The sequence below is a fragment of the Burkholderia sp. YIM B11467 genome (assembly GCF_052952715.1).
In genome coordinates, this window is sequence record NZ_JBQVSQ010000003.1 from 496,939 (window position 1) to 509,759 (window position 12,821).

A 12,821-nucleotide genomic window follows, 5' to 3' on the forward strand; every position below is an offset into this window, starting at 1 on the left:
ATGGTGACACACGACACGCCGCTCTACCGCTCGTTCCAGATTCAATGTCGCGTGCTTGGTGCGCTGCTGATGCGCGAGATTCTGACGCGTTACGGCCGGCACAACCTCGGTTTCCTGTGGATCTTTCTGGAGCCGATGTCATTCACGCTGGGCGTGACCGCACTATGGACGGCAACCAAGGCCACCCATGGTCTCAATCTGCCGATCACCGCGTTCGCCGTCACCGGCTATTCGACCATCCTGCTTTGGCGGAACTGTGCGAACCGCTGCGCACTCGCCATCGAACCGAATCAGAGCCTGCTCTACCACCGTAATGTGCGGGTGATCGACTTCTTCATGGCGCGCCTGCTGGTCGAGATCTCCGGCGCGACGATGTCGTTTCTGTTCCTGTCGATCTTTTTCGTCGTGTTCGGCATGATGGAACCGCCTCACGACATCTCGCTCGTGCTGGGCGGATGGATCTACCTGGTCGTACTCGGCTGTGGCCTCGGCTTCACGATCGGCGCACTCAGCGAGCGCAGCGAAACGATCGATCGCCTCTGGCATACCGTCGCGTACCTGCTGTTTCCGCTGTCCGGTGCCGCCTTCATGGTCGAATGGCTGCCTCCCGCCGCGCAGAAGATCGTGCTGTGGATTCCGATGGTGCATGGCTCGGAAATGCTTCGTGCCGGTTACTTCGGCGCACTCGTCAAGCCCCATTACGACGTCACGTACATGGTGACCTCGGATCTCGTCCTGCTGCTGATCGGGCTGCTGCTGGTACGCGATACCAGCCTGCGCGTGGAACCGGAATGATCGAACTTACCGACGTCATCAAGACTTACCACACCCGCCAGGGCCGCCGCACGGTCCTGGACCGGATCAACCTGCGCGTCGACAAAGGTCAGAAACTGGGGATCCTGGGCCGCAACGGCGCGGGCAAGTCGACCATGATCCGCATGATCAGCGGCGCGGAGCTGCCGACATCCGGCCGCGTGGCGCGCGCGATGAGCGTGTCCTGGCCACTCGCGTTCGGCGGTGCATTCCAGGGCAGCCTGACCGGCATGGACAATCTGCGCTTCATTTGCCGCGTCTACGGCGCCGATGCGACGCAAGCCGAGCCATTCGTCCAGGAATTCTCGGAACTGGGCTACTACCTGCGCGAGCCCGTGAAAACCTACTCGGCCGGGATGCGTGCGCGACTGGCTTTTGCGATCTCGATGGCCATCGAATTCGACTGCTTCCTGATCGACGAGATCATCGCGGTCGGGGACAGCCGGTTCCACGAGAAGTGCCACCACGAACTGTTCGAGCGGCGCCGCGACCGCTCGCTGATTATCGTCAGCCACGATGCCGGCTACATCCGGCAGCACTGCGATCATGCCGCGGTCCTCGTCGAGGGCAAGCTGCACACGTTCGACGCGATCGACGACGCCTATTCGTTTTACCAGAATACGATCCATCAATGATGGTCGGATCGCTCCGATGACGCGAGAAGTACGCACCATTCAGCCTTCCCTGCTGGTTCGCCTGCTATGCAATCTGGCGACGAAACTCCCGTCGCCCTTGATGGCCGCGACACGTCGCTACCTGCGCGGGCGGGCGGCAAGCGAAACCGCAACGGATACGCACCGTGCCCGACAGTTGCTGATCGATGTATCGATCATCGCGCGGCATGATGCGGGCACGGGCATTCAGCGCGCCGTGCGCTCGCTGTCACTGGAACTCCTGAAGGCACCGCCGCCCGGATTCGAAATACGCTTCATCCATGCGACGCGCAAACATCCGTATCGCTACGCGCAGGCGTACGCAACGGCACTGACCGGCACCGAGGCGGCCGTCGGATCCGACGAGCTGGTCGTCCATCCGGGCGATCTGTTCATCGGCCTCGATCTCGCGAGCAGCATCGTGCCGGCGCGGCGCGCCGATCTCGTCGCACTGCAGTTGCGCGGCGTGCGGTGTGCATTCGTCGTCTACGACCTGCTGCCCGCCACGCATCCCGCCTGGTTTACCAAACGCTCGTCGACCGCCTTCCGCAAGTGGCTCGCGAGCCTGGCGCTTCACGCCGATGCGTTGTTCTGCATCTCCGACGCCGTCGCCCAGAGCACCCGTGCGTGGCTTCACACGCGATACCGGCTGCCCGTCGGTACACCCTCCGTCGACTGGTTTCATCTCGGTGCGAACTTCAATGCATGCTCCGACGATCTGACCCAGCCCGCGCGTGCCGTATCGCCCGGCGAACCCGTTACGTTGCTGATGGTGGGAACGATCGAACCACGCAAGGGGCACGCACTCGCACTCGGCGCACTCGAGATCCTGTGGGCGCGCGGCATGTCCGTCAGGTTGGTTGTCGTCGGCAGGAAAGGCTGGCGCGCGGACGACGTCGTCGAGCGCCTGCATCGGTTCGAACAGACCGGCCATCCGCTGACCTGGTTGCGGGACAGCAACGACGCGATGCTGGAACGGCAATATCGCGACGCGCACGGCGTGCTGATGGCGTCCGAAGCCGAAGGATTCGGCCTGCCGCTCGTCGAGGCCGCTCGCTACGGACTACCGGTGCTGGCGCGCAACCTCCCGGTCTTTCGCGAGATCGCCGGATCGCATGTCGAATATTTCGACGCGGCAACCGCAACCGCGTTCGCGGACGAGCTGGCAGGATGGGTGGAAAAGGTTCGCGCCGGCACCGCGCCCGACAGCCGCCGAATCCGGCCGCTGACGTGGGGTGAAAGCGCGGCGCGCTTCAGTGAACTGATCCGCGATCTCGATCGCACGGCACCGCTCGCGCACTAGGCGCGCGAGCGGTCCACGCATCAGCCGACCTGGAAGTTGGCGATCGCCTCTTCGTCGCAGACGATGTTCGCGAGTTCCCGATGTGCGCGGGCCGCAGCATCGGATGTCGCATCGTCGGACGTCATGTAGTGCTGCAGGAACAGACGCATGACGTGCGCCACGCCCGCGTCCTTCACGGAGCGCAGGTCTTCCTCGAAATAAGCGCCCCGCGTGTACGCACCCGTGATGATCTCGTACGACGGGAAATACTCGACATGCGCATTCGCCGCGCGGATCTCGTCGGCCGCCACCCGCAACACGGACTTGCTGTAGGTGGTCGACGTCAACACGTGTCGCGGTTCGAAAGTGGCGATCAGCGGAACCGGAGACACCGTCAGGATCACCTTGGCGGCCGGATTGATCACGCGCAGCAGGTCGAGCGACGCCTGCAGGTCCGCGACCACTTCGCTCGCCGTGAAATTGACGAACTCGTAGCGTTCGGGATCCATGCTGCCTCCCGCGACGCCCGGCGCGAGCGGATAGACCGCGCCATCCTCCCTCGAGCGCCAGCCTTCCGTCAGGCCCAGCGTGAAGACCAGCACGTCCATCTGCTCGAACATCGCCCGGACAGACGCGAAGTGCGCGTCCCTCGCATGCACCAGCGCATCGATATCCGCGAACCCGTCCGGCTCGATCTGCGGCCGGAACGGATCGACCAGGCGCCCGTCGTCGCGCATCCAGTATTGCTCCGCCGGAACGAAATCGCCGTTGATGCGGCGGATCAGCTGCAGAAGCTGACGCGCGGTATAGACGTTCCCGTAACGCGCGGAAAACACGCCGAAATTGCGGGCGTGCGCTTGTGACGCGTCCAGTTCGGGGGGCGCAGTCTCGGTGACGAGATAGTTGAAACCATTCGCGCTGAGGGTTCGGGCGATATGCTGCGCAAAGCAGCTACCGGCGGTCGCCACCTTCTGCTCACGCGCGACCGTGAAGCGCGGAGACGAGACCGGATCGACATCCTGCATCGCCGGCTCTGCGACCGCACGTTTCCAGAAATGGAAATCCGGCAGACCGCGATAGGGATTGCCCTTCCCCGGCGCGCGCTTCACGTGGCCTTGCGGTTCGACCCGCTCTCCGTTCGCCGTGAAACCCAGCAAGCGATCGTATTCGTCGAGGCGGAAATTCAGCGGCTCGAGCGTATCGCGCTGGAATTCCGCGTAAGCCGCCACCGACTCCTCGACAAACTGCCGCAGGCTGATCGTTCCGTGCGGGTCATGCCGCTTGAATGCATAGTCACCCGACAGGCCCAGCGACTCGGCAATTTCCGGATAAATCGGCCAGACCGGCATCGTGCGCAGGTCGTCGACCACATAACGCGCCGCGTTGCGGCTGTGGATCTCGATGCCGAGTTTGGTGAGCAGATCCGCGCTGACATCCGCGATCACGTGGATCGACGGATGGTTGAACGAGTACATGAAGCAGCCGGATTTGACCCAGTTGTCGAAGCGATCCGAGAGCGGCAGACCGATTTCGTCGGCTTCCTGAAGAAAGGCTGCCTTTGCGGTCGGCCATCCGTCAAGATAGCCAAGCCGCGAGAAAGTCTCGTGCCCGAACGATGCAACGATCTCGTCGACCGACAATCCGCGCAAATAGCCATGCAGCACGATGGCCGAATTGTAGTGGACCATCGGCGTGTACACCGTATCGACCTTGCCATCCTGCCGGGTTCCGCGAACGTATGTCATGTCCGGATGAAACGCCGGGAACGCGAAGCTCGGGAAATAGTGGACCTTGTGCGCGTGTTCCGCTGCGACATGCGGTTCGATCATCTTCTGCGCGAGCACGAGATCGTAATCTCGCAGAAGATCGCCCAGTTGCACGCTACCGTCCCAGAGCTTGGTGATCACGACAAACTCGACCTCCAGCGTCGCGTTCATCGCCATCAGGCACTTTGCAAGGCCATCGCCCTGGCAATTCGAAACAATCGCGATTTTCATATCGGAAATTCACTCGTCGTGTGTTCAGAATTCTTACATCACGCGAGCGTCGATGTCGCAACGCGTTGCCCACAGGCGACGCACGCCATCAACGCAAAGCGTCCTCGGATGCTGCCGCGAGCATCTCGCGCATCACGTTCGTGATCGGCTGCAACGGCTGACGTTCCGGGAGCAGGCGATCGAGCTTCTCGGTACTGCCGAGCAGCCTGAATACTTCGTTGGCGCGCATGAATTCCGGCGCGGCCACGACTTCGATCTGGTGTCCGCAGATGTCCGTGATCACGTCGAGCAATTCCTGTACCGACGTACCGCGTCCCGAACAGATATTGACCACTTCGCCATACGATGCGGACTGCCCGATCAGCCTCGCCAGAATATCGCAACAGGCGTGAACGTCGATGTAGTCCCGCACCGGCTCGAGACGGCCGAGCCGGATCGACGGCTCGCGCCGCGCGAAATGCTGGACCAGCTTCGGCACGATGAAGTTGCCGCTCTGCCCGACGCCGATCAGGTTGAACGGGCGCGCGATCGTAATGTCATGCCGATCGCCGAAATTGGCGACGACCCGCTCGCACGCGAACTTGCTGATGCCGTAGTGACTGACCGGCAAGGGTGCCAGATCTTCCGACAGCAGGCTGGTCTTCTGATTGCCATAGACGCCGGCCGTGCTGACGAAAATGAAGCGGCGGCGGCTGCCGAGCGCATCGACCGCCTGCAGCAGGTTCTCCGTACCGACGAGATTGGTCTCGTAGTACTCGAGCGTTGCGCCCAGCGTCACCGACGACAGCGCCGCGAGATGAATCACGACCTCCGGATCGGCCGTGCGCACCACTTCGTGCACCCGATCGCGATCGCGCAGGTCGCAGACCTCGGCGCCGTCGCCGCCACGCGTCGTGGTTCCGACGACGTCGTGACCCAGTTCCTGCAGTTGACGGACCAGATGCCGCCCGACAAAGCCTGTTGCCCCCGTCACCAAGATTGAAGCCATCTTGACCCTCTCCGATTCATTATGCCGATCGCGTCTGCGTCAATGCCGCCGCTGATCGTGTTTCATTCGCCCGCACCTTCTCGGCATGGGCTTCGTACAGCGCGTCCAGCAGCATTTCCGTCGACTGCTTCCAGCTGCGCGGCTTCCATTCACGCCGGATATGCGTTTCGCGCTTCGCCACGGCTTCCGGATGCGTGATGTAGTAGCCGATGCGATCCGCCCACGCGAACGTGTCGAGCGGATCGACATACTCGACCAGATCGCGCCCCGTCTCGCGCAGCGGATCGACGTCCGCCGTCAGGCAGAACTTGCCGTAGCTGAGGCTCTCCGGCAACGTGAGGCTCCATCCCTCGTAGAACGACGGGAGCAGCGTGAAGCGGCAATGCCGGTACAGCACGTCGAGTTCCTCGTCGGTCGGGCTGATCACCAGGATCCGGTCCTTCATCCGCGCATCCGCACGGAGAATCGTCAGGAAATCGGTGGACTTCCAGCCTTCCTTGCCGATGAACACGAGCTTCGGCAGATTGGTCTGGCCGCGCGCGTACAGCGTCACGTAGGCCTTGTACAACGTCTCGTGATTCTTGCGCGGCTGAATGGTTCCGACCGTCATGATGAAATCGCGGCCGACGCCAAGCCGGTCGAGCACGGCGTGATCGTCTGCGGTCGTGCCACGGTGCTCGACATTGATGTCCGATCCGAACTCCATGTAGTCGCTGTGCGGCGTCTTCCAGCCGTTCTGCTTCTGGATCGCGATGCCGTCGCGCCGGGCCGTCTGGCCGCCGTACACGATGTGGTCGAAGTTCTGCGATGCGAATTCCACGAAGCGGTGATAGCCGTCGCAGGTCTCGGGCTGGTGCAGGTGCGGTACGAGCAGCGGCGTCAGGTCGTAGATCAGCTGCGACGCGACGACCGCATTTCCCTCGCGGCTGGCACGCGCCGCGGCGCTCATCAGCTTCTGTTCCCATTCGATGCCGGCGAAGAACACGATCGAGTTGTCGGGGAATGCGTGAACGATCGCCGCGTGACCTTCATGGGCGCCGTTCGATGCCCGGAACGGGCTGCGATAGCCGGTGCCGTCGGCCTCGTGCTTGTGCCAGAAGTCGTGGAAACTCTTGTACGCGACCGTCAGGTCCGAATCGTTGAACAACCACAGCAGCATGTCGTGCGGAATCTCGAACATGTGGCCGTGATCGTGCGCGAAGAAATGCGTGTTCGGCGCCAGTTCGCGCAGATAGCGGGCGAACGTGAGTTCGGCCCGGATGATGCCGTTGACGCCGCCCTGCCAATGCAGGTACGTCAGCGTCAGATCCATCCACACCTCGGGTTCGCGGCGCGTCGGCACGGCCGTCGCCACGAAACGCTTCACGTGCTGGTGAATCGCCTGCGCGGTGTCCTTCCACGTCGTGATGGTCCAGTCTTCCGCGATACGGCGCTCGTAGCGGTGCAGCGCAGCGTCGTCGGTCGCGTAATGCAGGATCTTCTCGGCCCACGAGCGCGCATCCCACGGCGACGCGTAGTCGATCAGGTCGCGGCCGATTTCCCGCAGCGGCGGCGTATCGGCGGACAGGCAGAACTTGCCCTGGCTCAGGCTTTCCGGCAGCGTCAGGCTCCAGCCCTCATACAGGCTCGGCAGCACGGTGAAGCGGCAATGCTTGTAGAGCGCCGCGAGCTGGGTATCGGTCGGCGACAGTCGCAGCACCTTGCCCACAAGACGGGGATCACGGTCGATCGAATCGACGAGGTCAGCCACCTGGCCAAGCTGCCGCCCGCAGATGACGAGCTGCGGCGTGTCGTCCGGCCGCTCCGCGAGCGCCATCAGATAGGCGCGGTACAGCGTGTCGTGGTTCTTGCGCGGCTCGATCGAGCCCACCGTGATGATGAACGGGCCGGTAATGCCGATCTCTTCGAGGAGCTTCGCGTCCTGCGACGAATCGGTCGACTTCATGATGTCCGAACCGAACTTGACGGCCTCGCCCGGCGGCGACGGCCAGTTCATTTCCGCCTGCAGCGCACGCGTGTCCTTCTTCGCCGTTTCACCGCCGAACAGCGTGAAATCGGCCGTCTCCGAGATCCACTTGATGTAGCCCTCGAACTTGTTCTGGCCGATTTCCGAATACAGGTGCCGCGTCTCCGGACGCAACAGGATGATGTCGTAAATCAGGTAGACGACGAAGATGTGCGGGAATGCCGCCTTCACCTTCGAGAAATAGGCTTCCTTCTGGCTATCCATCCAGCCCATGCTGACCACGACGTCACCCTTGCAATACGGATGATGGAGCGTGCGGGCGTCCGGCAGGTCGACCTGCACGCTGCGCGCGGTCGACGGCTGGCCGGCTGTCTTGCCGGACTGGTAACGATCGAAGAACTTCATGTACGCGTCGATCACGTTCGGCGCGTCGAACAGCCACGCGAGCTGTTCGTCCGGAATCTCGACGAAGCCATTGCCCTTCTGCATCGAGAAGCGCACATTCGGGTCGATCTTCTTCAGGCCCCACGCAATTTCGAGCTCGGCGCGGACGATGCCGACCACGCCGCCCGTCCATTCCATCGACGTCGTCAGATCGAACCAGAACACCGGCTGGTTGCGCGGCGCCGCGCGCGTCGGGCCGCGTCGGCCGGAATCGACGACCGCGGGCGGCGCGCCAGCCGGTGCCGCGGGTACGGGTGCGGGCGCCTGCACCGGAGCCTTGAGCGCCGGCGATGCAGTACCCGTGCCGGACGGCGCGGGACGCGTGCGAAACAGTCGCAGCAGCGACTTCATCGGCGCACGAGCGGCCAGATAGCGCGTGACGAACGCGTCGAGCCCACCCATCTGCACCGGATATTGCTGCCCCTCCGCGGACAGATGCAGATCCGCGATCACACGCGCCTTGCCGTCCGCGCGGCCGAGCATTCCGAGGTAATGCTGGCGGCCGCCCGCATCCGGCGCGCGCCCCAGCAAGGTCCGATAGGCGCGATCGACGAACGCTTCGCCGTCGAGGGCAAGGAGTTGCTCAACAGTCGCCCCGTTCGGCGTGTGGATGTCGTGATGGTGATTGCTCATGTTGTCATTGAAAATATCTGTTCCGGAAACCGCTCCGCCACTCCAACGAGCCGACGCGCATTCACTGCGCCAGTTCCCTGCAAAGCGCCAACGTACGATCTCCGCACGTGGACCAGCGATGCCGCGCCGCGACATCGAGCCCGCGGCGGATTGCATCGGCACGCCACTCGTCGTCGGTCAGGACACGCTCGATACCGTCCAGCAATGCATCGTCATGATCGGGTTCGACGAGCCAGGCGGCGCCGTCCGCCACTTCCGGCAGCGACGTGCTGTTCGACGTCAGCACCGGCGTTCCGCTCGCAAGCGCCTCGAGAACGGGCAAGCCGAAGCCCTCGTAGACCGAAGGAAAAAAGAAAGCATGGGCGCCGGCGTAGAGCGCCGGCAACGACGCTTCGGGGACAAAGCCGAGATAGCGCAGCCATCCGGCCTGTTCGGCCTGTTCGATCTGGGCGAGCAGCGCGTCATTGAGCCAGCCCTTGCCGCCCGCCAACACCAGCGGATAGCGCTGCTTGAGCGCCGCCGGCAGCCGTCCGTACGCGCGAATCAGTCGATCGACGCGCTTGCGCGGCTCGAGCGTCGACACGCACAGTGCGTAGGTGCCCGCCTGCAGGCCGAACCCGGCGAGCGTCGCCGTCAGCTCGTCCGCCGCGTGTACGCGATACGCGTCGCTGACGCCGAGCTGGATGGCGGTGATGCGCTCGAGCGGCCAGCCGAAATAGGCCGCGACTTCATGACGGGTGGCTTCCGAGTCGGTGATCAGGTGCCGCGCGCGCGCAAGCGTCGACGCGAATCCCGTTTCGAAATGACGGATCCGTTCGATCGGATGGGTTTCCGGAAATTTGAACACCGAAAGGTCGTGCACCGTCACGACACCGCTTTCCGCCGCGTCGGGAAGAAAGTAGTTGGGACCGTGACAAAAGTGGCTGCCGATCTCGCGGGCCAGACGCCACCGCGCCAGCCTGCGGGAATGCACAAGCTTGCGCCAGCCTGACTTCGCGGGTACGCCCGCCAGCCCGCCCGGCCGCAGCAGCAGCGCGGGATCGTCGACCCAGCGCGTGCCGTGCAGGAAGCGGACCGGCTGCTCGCGCGACGTCGCGTGGTAATGCCGGGCAAGCTCCCACGTGTAGCGGCCGATGCCGGTCAGCGGATGAGCAATTGGATCAACGGATAGGATCAGCTTCACACAACGGTTCCATCTTTTCCCCGCGCCCCGGACGGCGCACCGCCCCGCGCGGGGAAAACCGTCGCGGGGCGGTGTGCGACGCGGCCGCCGGGGCGGCCCGCGTTCAGAACGACGCGCCTGCTTCGTTACGCCGGATATCCGCCTCCACCATCATCTGGCACAGCTCTTCCAGCGTCGTGCGCGGCTCCCAGCCCAGTTCCTCGCGCGCCTTGCGCGGATCGCCGATGAGCAGATCCACTTCAGCGGGGCGATAGAACTTCGGATTGATGCGGACCATGGTCTTGCCCGACAAGCGGTCAATGCCGACTTCCTTCTCGTCGCGGCCTTCCCACACGAGGTCGTAGCCTGCCGCCTTGCCCGCCATCGTCGCGAAGTCGCGCACCGTTTCGGTGCGGTTGGTGGCCAGCACGTAGGTATCGGGCTGATCCGCCTGCAGCATGCGCCACATCCCTTCGACGTATTCCTTCGCAAAACCCCAGTCGCGCTTTGCATCGAGGTTGCCGAGCTCCAGCACGTCCTGCTTGCCGAGGCGGATGCGGGCCATGGTGTCCGTGATCTTGCGCGTCACGAATTCGCGGCCGCGCAGCGGGGATTCGTGGTTGAACAGAAGACCGCTGCAGCCGAAGATGCCGTAGCTCTCGCGATAATTCACCGTCATCCAGTGCGCGAACAGCTTGGCCACGCCATACGGGCTGCGCGGATAGAACGGCGTGCTTTCGATCTGCGGAATCGCCTGCACCTTGCCGAACATTTCCGACGTGCTCGCCTGATAGAAGCGGATGCCGGGGTTGACGATGCGAATGGCCTCGAGCAGGTTCAGCGCACCGACGCCGGTAATCGACGCGGTCGTGTTCGGCTGCTCGAACGACACGCCGACGAAGCTCTGCGCGGCGAGGTTATAGACTTCCGTCGCCTGGCTCGTCTGCAGCAGGCGGATGTTCGCGCTGAGATCCGTCAGGTCGTACTCGACGAGATGCAGATTCGGATGGCCCATGATGCCGACTTCTTCGATGCGCCAGAAATTCACCGAACTGGTCCGACGGTACGTGCCATACACCTTGTACCCTTTCTCCAGCAGCAGTTGCGCGAGATATGTTCCGTCCTGACCGGTGATGCCGGTAATAATTGCTGTTGCGCTCATCGATACTCTCAAAGATAGTCAGAAAAAGTCTCTGCTTTCAGTCAGTCGGGCTAGCCTCCGGCCTTACCCCGCGGCGACGCCGCCCCCAGTCACTGCACTACTAAACGTCCACCTGCACCCGGCATCGAGCCGGCTGCAAGCGTCCAATCGCCCTGAAAATGGCAATGCCGGCGCGTGACGCACGCGCCGCCTCGTGATGCCGTTCCGGCCAGCCGCTTACCGGAAGGTTTGCACGCCCGTAATAATCGGATATGCCACCGAGAACACGACATTCAGGAATTTCTGCACTTCCGCGATCGGGGCATTCGATACGTACAGCAAATCCTTGTTGTCCATCATGAAGCTCTGCGCGACGAAGAACGAATTCGGATCGCGCAAATTGACCCGATAAACAACCGGCACCTTGCCGTCCGCGGTCGTCCGCACCGGCGAGGTCGGCCAGTCAAGCGCGCTGGCGTCCTCCAGACGGAAAACGAATACCCCTTGCGCATCGGAGCGCGAATCCTGCAGCCCGCCCGCGCGTGCGAGTGCCTGGGCAAGCGTGATCCCTTGCGCCTCGAAATTGATTTCCTGGTTCTTGCCCGTCGCACCGAGCGCCATGAAGCTGTATGGCTGGAACAACGCGGTGACGACGTCGCCCGCATGCAGTGGAATGTTTTGCCGCGGATCGCGGATCACGGTCTCGAGCGGCATCGACACGACCTTGGTGCCGCGCGTGACCTGAATCGTGACCTTGTCGATCGGCTGACGCACCCCGCCCGCGCCCGCCAGCGCGTCGAGCAGGCGCTCTCCGCGAGCGGTCAGCGGCAGACGGTTGCTGGTCGTCACGTCCCCGACGACCGTCGCGTACGACGTCGCGTTGCGGGCCAGCTTCACCAGAACCTGGGGATCGTGCGCAATATTGCGCAGCCGTGCCGTGATGTCCCGCTGCAGCTGCGCCGGCGTGCGTCCCGCCGCCTTCAGCTGTCCCGCGAACGGCACGTTGATCGACCCGTCGCCATCGATCGTCTGGTCCGGCAGCACCGTCACGCGTGCGTTGCTCGGGCCGGCCTTGACGTCCGCCTGCGCGGCGCCGAACAGGGTCGCGGGCGGTGCCTCCCAGATCGATACCTCGATCGTGTCGCCCACGCCCAACTGCTGCTGGAATTCGGTTCCGCCGCCCAGCACCGTCGCAAAACTCGACGTGCCGCGCTCGGCGAACAACTTGCGGGCAATCTGATCCGTCACATCCACGATCTGGATGCCCTCCGGATTCGCACTGCTCGCGGATTGCTCGATCTGCGAACGACTCGGCCCGGATGTCGGAATACTCGAGCATCCGGCAAGCAAAGCCACCCCAAGGACGCACCCTACCAATAATGATCTGCTTGACGAAAGCCGCATGTATTGCAAAATCGAGATATGAATTTGCCGCGAATTGTCGCATGTTGTCGGCTGGAATGGCGCGTCTCACGAAAAATATATGAGATACGCAACAAATCCGCCACGCGGCCGCCCGAGCCTAGCAGAAGGTCATTGCATTTCCGTGTCACGGACCTTTCACGACGCTGCCGGACGCCCGGCCCGCCTTCACGCCTGACAGGATCGAACGAGAGCCAATCACCCCGGATTAGCTAATGTCGCGAATTACTGCCGACGTGCACCATCCTCGGCGAGAGCCGCTTCTTGGCCGTTTTATCGGTACAGCACAAGACTTCCAGTAGGCACCAGCCAGACAAAGT

The 12,821-nt window shown here is 63.3% G+C and carries 9 protein-coding genes; 3 read left to right on the plus strand and 6 right to left on the minus strand.

Annotated elements, in window-relative coordinates; translation table 11 throughout:
- Genes ACTRWB_RS14300 through ACTRWB_RS14310 form a run of 3 tightly spaced genes read left to right on the plus strand, consistent with a single transcriptional unit; the run spans position 1 to position 2,769 of the window.
- Positions 1–795 carry an ABC transporter permease gene (locus tag ACTRWB_RS14300; RefSeq protein ID WP_419686313.1) on the plus strand — a complete coding sequence of 265 codons (795 nt, stop codon included), beginning with the start codon at positions 1–3 and terminating at the stop codon, positions 793–795.
- On the plus strand, positions 792–1,448 hold the full coding sequence (locus ACTRWB_RS14305; RefSeq protein ID WP_129513793.1) for an ABC transporter ATP-binding protein: 657 nt from the start codon (positions 792–794) through the stop codon (positions 1,446–1,448). The genes ACTRWB_RS14300 and ACTRWB_RS14305 overlap by 4 nt, the downstream gene beginning before the upstream one ends.
- Positions 1,330–2,769 carry a glycosyltransferase family 4 protein gene (locus ACTRWB_RS14310; RefSeq protein WP_446902274.1) on the plus strand — a complete coding sequence of 480 codons (1,440 nt, stop codon included), beginning with the start codon at positions 1,330–1,332 and terminating at the stop codon, positions 2,767–2,769. The genes ACTRWB_RS14305 and ACTRWB_RS14310 overlap by 119 nt, the downstream gene beginning before the upstream one ends.
- A gap of 20 nt (positions 2,770–2,789) precedes the next feature.
- Here ACTRWB_RS14310 and ACTRWB_RS14315 read toward each other — a convergent pair whose 3' ends face one another.
- The 6 genes from ACTRWB_RS14315 to ACTRWB_RS14340 all read right to left on the minus strand — a co-directional run bounded on the left by ACTRWB_RS14315 (position 2,790) and on the right by ACTRWB_RS14340 (position 12,483).
- Positions 2,790–4,745: a GSCFA domain-containing protein gene (locus ACTRWB_RS14315; protein WP_446902275.1), complete on the minus strand. Its 1,956-nt coding sequence runs from the start codon at positions 4,743–4,745 to the stop codon at positions 2,790–2,792.
- Between the two features lie 88 nt (positions 4,746–4,833).
- Entirely contained in the window at positions 4,834–5,733 is a 900-nt protein-coding gene (locus ACTRWB_RS14320) for an NAD-dependent epimerase/dehydratase family protein (protein WP_419686307.1), read from the minus strand.
- A gap of 19 nt (positions 5,734–5,752) precedes the next feature.
- On the minus strand, positions 5,753–8,776 hold the full coding sequence (locus ACTRWB_RS14325) for a glycosyltransferase (RefSeq protein WP_446902276.1): 3,024 nt from the start codon (positions 8,774–8,776) through the stop codon (positions 5,753–5,755).
- 61 nt (positions 8,777–8,837) lie between these two features.
- Positions 8,838–9,959 carry a glycosyltransferase family 4 protein gene (locus tag ACTRWB_RS14330; protein WP_129513789.1) on the minus strand — a complete coding sequence of 374 codons (1,122 nt, stop codon included), beginning with the start codon at positions 9,957–9,959 and terminating at the stop codon, positions 8,838–8,840.
- A gap of 103 nt (positions 9,960–10,062) precedes the next feature.
- Positions 10,063–11,100: a GDP-mannose 4,6-dehydratase gene (gmd, locus tag ACTRWB_RS14335; RefSeq protein ID WP_129513788.1), complete on the minus strand. Its 1,038-nt coding sequence runs from the start codon at positions 11,098–11,100 to the stop codon at positions 10,063–10,065.
- Positions 11,101–11,316: 216 nt separating this feature from the next.
- Positions 11,317–12,483 (minus strand): polysaccharide biosynthesis/export family protein, encoded by a 1,167-nt coding sequence (locus ACTRWB_RS14340; protein WP_129513787.1) that lies wholly within the window; start codon positions 12,481–12,483, stop codon positions 11,317–11,319.
- Positions 12,484–12,821: the final 338 nt, after the last annotated feature.

Excerpts from the sequence above, each read along its gene's own strand:
- ACTRWB_RS14300 (WP_419686313.1), top strand. The coding sequence starts at position 1 with ATGGTGACACACGACACGCCGCTCTACCGCTCGTTCCAGATTCAATGT.
- ACTRWB_RS14305 (WP_129513793.1), top strand. The coding sequence starts at position 792 with ATGATCGAACTTACCGACGTCATCAAGACTTACCACACCCGCCAGGGC.
- ACTRWB_RS14310 (WP_446902274.1), top strand. The coding sequence starts at position 1,330 with ATGCCGGCTACATCCGGCAGCACTGCGATCATGCCGCGGTCCTCGTCG.
- ACTRWB_RS14315 (WP_446902275.1), bottom strand. The coding sequence starts at position 4,745 with ATGAAAATCGCGATTGTTTCGAATTGCCAGGGCGATGGCCTTGCAAAG.
- ACTRWB_RS14320 (WP_419686307.1), bottom strand. The coding sequence starts at position 5,733 with ATGGCTTCAATCTTGGTGACGGGGGCAACAGGCTTTGTCGGGCGGCAT.
- ACTRWB_RS14325 (WP_446902276.1), bottom strand. The coding sequence starts at position 8,776 with ATGAGCAATCACCATCACGACATCCACACGCCGAACGGGGCGACTGTT.
- gmd (WP_129513788.1), bottom strand. The coding sequence starts at position 11,100 with ATGAGCGCAACAGCAATTATTACCGGCATCACCGGTCAGGACGGAACA.
- ACTRWB_RS14340 (WP_129513787.1), bottom strand. The coding sequence starts at position 12,483 with ATGCGGCTTTCGTCAAGCAGATCATTATTGGTAGGGTGCGTCCTTGGG.